The 215-nt window shown below is 41.4% G+C and carries 1 protein-coding gene; it reads left to right on the forward strand.

The features are described 5' to 3' along the window. A partial coding sequence (locus ACQCV8_RS20275) for an IS200/IS605 family accessory protein TnpB-related protein (RefSeq protein WP_426847230.1) occupies positions 1–215 on the forward strand: 215 nt, incomplete at both ends.

The following is a 215-nucleotide window of genomic DNA, read 5'->3' on the forward strand; positions in this document are numbered from 1 at the left end:
TGAGCCGTGCAATCGTCAATTTTGCAAAAGACAATCACATTTCTGTCATTCGCTTGGAACAACTGGCGAACATTAGACAGACGGCAAGAACGAGCCGTAAAAACGAAAAGAATTTGCACACTTGGTCCTTTTATCGCCTGTCTCATTTCATCGAATATAAAGCAAACCTAGTGGGTATTAAAGTTGAATATGTGAATCCCGCCTACTCGAGTCAA

This window comes from Metabacillus sp. 84, from assembly GCF_050107715.1.
Classification (GTDB): Bacteria; Bacillota; Bacilli; order Bacillales; family Bacillaceae; genus Metabacillus_B.